Source organism: Methylobacterium sp., assembly GCF_019745455.1.
Taxonomy (GTDB): Bacteria; Pseudomonadota; Alphaproteobacteria; order Rhizobiales; family Beijerinckiaceae; genus Methylobacterium.
Genome location: NZ_JAIETD010000174.1, coordinates 1 through 5,199, shown reverse-complemented (window position 1 = coordinate 5,199; position 5,199 = coordinate 1). Strand labels below are relative to the sequence as shown.

Annotated in this window: 3 protein-coding genes; 2 read left to right on the top strand and 1 reads right to left on the bottom strand. The window is 59.9% G+C overall.

Annotated elements, in window-relative coordinates:
• Positions 1-776: 776 nt before the first annotated feature.
• Complete coding sequence (aqpZ, locus tag K2Y56_RS25805) at positions 777-1,517, top strand: aquaporin Z (RefSeq protein WP_292514887.1); 741 nt, start codon at positions 777-779, stop codon at positions 1,515-1,517.
• A gap of 309 nt (positions 1,518-1,826) precedes the next feature.
• A complete protein-coding gene (locus K2Y56_RS25800) occupies positions 1,827-4,367 on the top strand; it encodes an ATP-binding protein (RefSeq protein ID WP_292514881.1) in 2,541 nt (846 codons plus the stop codon).
• Between the two features lie 330 nt (positions 4,368-4,697).
• Here K2Y56_RS25800 and K2Y56_RS25795 read toward each other — a convergent pair.
• Positions 4,698-5,199 (bottom strand): GNAT family N-acetyltransferase (locus K2Y56_RS25795; RefSeq protein ID WP_366849527.1); only part of this gene is annotated, 502 nt, incomplete at its 5' end.

The following is a 5,199-nucleotide window of genomic DNA, read 5'->3' as shown; positions in this document are numbered from 1 at the left end:
TTCCTCGGCATTCCTGGCATCCTCCAAAGGCTCGAAAGCCTACTTCAGGGAGGACCACTTTTCAGGGGGCAGGCCAATAGAGGCGGTGAGCTCAGTGCATGAACGCTGTTCCACAGTGTCTTGTCAGAACACTGATCGTTCCTCACCTATCAGAGAAGAGCAAAAGATTTCAACTGCAGCTTGGCGTTTCGAACATACCCGTTTCAGATCACGCCGCTTGCTCTCCGAATAGCAGACCATCTCAAACCTACCCATCTCGGTCATACGCCGCCGTCCTCTCAAGCCGCGCAGAGTAGAAGCCCTGAACGTCCGCAAAGGGTCGAGGCTGTCTGAAAATTCAGTCAGCTCGCGAAACCGGAGATCGATCTTCTGCGCCATTGCTGTTCCGACATTTCATGGGGCGTTTTTGATGGCGTGGAGGGCAGGCCACAGGGTCTGGCTTGCCCGTACAGGGCAGCAAACTCTACCTTCTCCTGCCGGGCCGATGTTTTCACACAGCCTCGGTCGAGAGGGGCCGGTACGCTTGAGGGGGTGAGAAAGGCGGAAAGCAGGCCTTCCTTGCCGTTCTCACTACCCTATTACACGCAGAAAAAACAAAGAAATAAGCAAATCTGCTGGAGTGATGATTGCTCGCAATAAAGATTTATGCAAAGTGCGTAAGTTGCGAATCAACAGAAGTCGGCTCGGCAAATTTAGATCGGTATTGCAATAATCCGCGCTTCCGAACTCTTTGCTGCCCAAGCGGGCCGCGTTATCATGAAGCGAGAGGTGTAGTCCTGGATCATGACACGATGCGCCGGGCGACCGCTGAGTTCTTCGGCACGTTCTGGTTGACCTTCGGCGGCTGTGGGGCTGCTGTCCTGTCCGCTGCTTTCCCAGAGCTCGGCATCGGCTTCCTTGGAGTCGCCTTTGCCTTTGGCCTGACCGTACTCACGATGGCCTACGCGGTCGGCCACATCTCGGGCGGCCACTTCAATCCGGCGGTTACGCTCGGGCTGTGGTCTGCAGGACGTTGCGCGAACCGGCATGTGTTGCCCTACATTATCGCCCAGGTCTTAGGTGCCATCCTTGGTGCTTTCGTCCTCTACGTCATCGCATCAGGCAAGGCCGGCTGGGTCTCCAACGGTTTCGCCTCGAACGGCTACGGCGATCTCAGCCCGGGCAAATATGGTCTGGCCGCCTGTTTGGTCACCGAGCTTCTGCTGACCTTCTTCTTCATCTTCATCATCGTTGGGACGACGTCGAAGGGTGCCGCGACGGGCTTTGCCGGTATCCCCATTGGGTTCGCGCTTGTGTTGATCCACTTGATCTCGATCCCCGTGACCAACACTTCGGTCAATCCAGCACGAAGCACGGGCCCTGCCTTGTTTGCGGGCGGTGAGTACGTCACGCAGCTATGGCTGTTTTGGCTTGCGCCGATTGTAGGAGCGATGGCCGCTGGAGCGATGGCTCGGTGGCTCTATGAGCCTGCAGACGTCGTCGATACAATCGTGGTCGAGAAAGGCGCCGCCATCTGAAGCAGCAGTCCAACCAGCGACTGACGGTTGAGCCGTGCGATCTCGAGTTCGCCCAGAACGATGCGGTTATGACCGACCTTCTGCAGGTGCTCGACGTCGACTGAGGATTGTCCCTACAAAACTGCTTTGGCCTTGAACCCACGTCCAAACCTGCCCTGCAGCATCCTACACCTTCGATCTCATCATCACGCCAGAACCGGCTGTCCGGGAACCTCGCAGCAGACCAGATTTTCCTTCATCGTTTTATGCCTTGATCGGTCACTCTGGGCGGGCGTTCCGTTCAGGTAAGTTGGACGTATCGGCAAAGTGATGGCGCACAGACCCGCACGAAGCAGGCTCAGCCTTGGCGGCGGTCTCAAGATCCTCGCTGCTGTGGTCGGCATCATTATCCCATCCGTCGTCGCAACCAGCCTTTACCAGCAACATTGGCAGGAGCTTCTCGCCGCTGAGGTCAACACCGCCAATACGGCTCGCGCGCTGGAGCAGCATGCCGCTCGAACGGTCGAAACCGTCGACACCTTCCTGAAGGCCGTGGTTTCGCTTGCAGGTTCCCGTGCGCAAAGCCTGTCACCCGAAACCATTCATGCTGCCCTCAGCGAGAAACTGGCTCAGTCCAACGACCTCACGAACATCCTGATCCTGAATGCCGATGGCGGGGCGCTGCACGAGGCGATTGGCTTTCCGGCCCGGCAGATTGATCGAAGAGATCACGACTACCTTCAGAGGCTCCGCGAAAATCCGAAGGAAGATCTATTCATCGGTTCGCCGATCGTAGGCCGTCGCACCCAGTTTCCCATCGTACCCATCGCGCGCCGGATCAACCATGCCGACGGCTCCTTCGCCGGCGTCATCGTGGCAACGGTCAAGGCTTCGGTCTTCCAGTCGGTGTTTGACGGGTTCGATCTTGGCCCGAATTCCACGCTCGGCCTTTGGCGCTCGGATGGAACGCTTCTCGTCCGGACGCCTCACGTTCCGGACCTGATCGGGAAGAACTACGCTACGAGCGAAAACTACAAGCGCCACATCGCCCCCAAACACACCAAGCCATTTTGGTCGCTCGGATCAATCGACGGCATCGAGCGCGTCCTGGCACTCGGCTTCGTGCCGTCCTACCCGCTCTATGTCAGCGCCACACAGTCCCGCGACACGGCGTTGGCAGGCTGGCGCCAGGCCGCCTGGATGCAAGGCGGGATAGCGGGCGGCCTGACCTTGGTCGTCGTGGCGGCCCTACTCGTGCTTGCCCGTGAACTTACGCAACGCCGCGTTAGCGAGGACGCTCTGAAAAAGAGCGAGGCGCTCTTTCGGGTGCTGGCGGAGAATACCAGCGAGCTGATCATGCTCGGGCGCGATGATGGCAGCCGGTCGTATATCTCGCCCGCCGTCAGACGCCTGCTCGGCTACACGCCCGAGGAACTCGGCGCGATGCGGCTGCGAGACTACGTGCATCCAGACGACCTGGCGGACCTCTACGCCGCGACCCGCCGCCTCGGAGCCGGCGAGGATGAGGTCTCGGCGGTTTACCGGTCCAGGCGCAAGGATGGTGTTTGGCTTTGGGTCGAGGGCGTGTTCCGGCGCATTCCTGACACGTCACCGGGCGAGCCGAGCATCGTCGCCACGTTCCGCGACGTCAGCGAGCGTAAGGCCTACGCACATCGCCTTGAGGAAGCACGATCAACGGCCGTCCTTGCACGCCAAGAGGCCGAACAGGCGAGCTGCGCCAAGACCGATTTTTTGGCCTCGATGAGCCACGAGATCCGCACTCCGTTGAACGCGATCATCGGGTTCACCGGCCTCATCCTCGACCGCCATGAGCTCGATGCCGGTTTGCGACGGCAGGTGCAGCTCATCCAGAGTTCCGGGTCAGCCCTGCTGACGGTCGTCAACGACGTGCTGGATTTCTCGAAGATCGAAGCCGGCCAGATCGAGATCGTGCCCCAGCCTTTCGCACCGGCCGCCTTGATCGACAACGTAATCTCGATGACGCGCGGCTTGGCGGAGCCGAAGAAACTTGGCATTTACGCCAACCTTGATCCGGCCCTGCCGAGGGCCCTTATTGGGGACGCAGAACGTCTCCGTCAGGTGCTGCTCAACCTCCTGAACAACGCTATCAAGTTCACCGCACGGGGTACCGTTACGGTGGACTTGGCATGTCTGCCGGCGGGAGGCGATGCAGTGACGCTGCGCGTCGCGGTCCAGGACACGGGCATCGGTATTCCGGCCGACAAGCTCGGACGCCTGTTTCAGCGGTTCAGCCAAGTGGATGGCTCGGTACAGCGCGAGTTCGGCGGCACCGGGCTTGGCCTTGCCATCTCGAAGCGGCTCGTCGAACTCATGGGGGGCTCCATTGGCGTCGAGAGCGTATCCGGCCGAGGCTCGACGTTCTGGTTTGAGATGACGCTTCCGGTAGCGATGAGTTGGACGGCCGAGCCGGTCGAGGAGACCGCACATCGTGCCTCGTCATCGGGTCGCATCCTCCTGGCGGAGGACAGCGCGATCAACCAGGAAATCGCGTGCGCGATTCTACGTGCGGCCGGCTACGTGGTCGACGTAGTCGATGATGGCGCCGCGGCGGTGCATGCGATCGCCGGCGGCGATTATGGGCTGGTGCTGATGGACGTGCAGATGCCCGTCATGGACGGGGTCACGGCCACTCGCCGTATCCGGGCGCTACATGGCCCCGAACGAAACGTGCCCATCATCGCGATGACGGCGAACGTGTTGCCCGAGCAGGTCGCGAGCTTTCTGAAGGCCGGGATGAATGGTCACGTTGGCAAGCCGTTCAAGCGTCCCGAGCTGTTCACGGCCATAGAGCATTGGCTTGCAAGGGATACCAGTCGCAAAACAGGCTGACGCCTCGTGGAGCGCCAATAAGATTCTTCAATAGAAATTGCGCACGTCGGCGTCGCCTCGAATTCATCCTGAAGCGGACGGGCCTAAAACCAATCATCTCTTTATACGCGTCCGTGTCTTCAGGCTGCCTTAGAAGTAGACCTTCTGAACTACGGCTTTCGGTCGAAGCTGTGTGAGAACCCAGTCAGTCTGCTAAACAGTAGATAAATCTTCTATGCCATCACCGTTCCATCATTTCATGGGTCGCTTTAGATGGTGTGGAGGGCGGACCACAGGGTGCAGATGAATAAATCCATCGTCCGCCAAGAGTATATATGGGTACCGCCTAGACTAGGACGAAGGTCGCCTCGCGACATAGCCGACTCTCAAACCGGGCACAAAGCCTAGGCGTTCGTAGAACGTGTGGACCCGCGAGTCCGGCCGCCCACTCTGCATCAACACATGGTGGCAGTTTTCCTCCCAGGCTCGCCCGAGCGCCGCTTGAACCACTGTGCGGCCATGTCCGCGCCCCTGAAGCTCAGGATGGGTGACGACGTTATCCAAAATGCCGTGGCGTCGTCCGCCCCGTAGGAGGTTTGGTGCGGTGATGAGCATGCAGGTCGCCGCAATGCTGTTCCGCTCCTCCGACACGAAGACGAAAAGACCCGGTTGCGCGAGGGTCTCTTTCCAGATGCGCTCAGCCTGTTCGAGGGGCTCGATGGCTCGACTCACCTCGGACGCGTTGAAAAGCGCCAGGAGCGATGGCAGATCGGGATAAGGTAGCGTCCGCGGACGAGGTGTAAATTCGAGGACCGCTTTGGCGGGGATTGGGGTGGCCATCGGGCCATGCGGC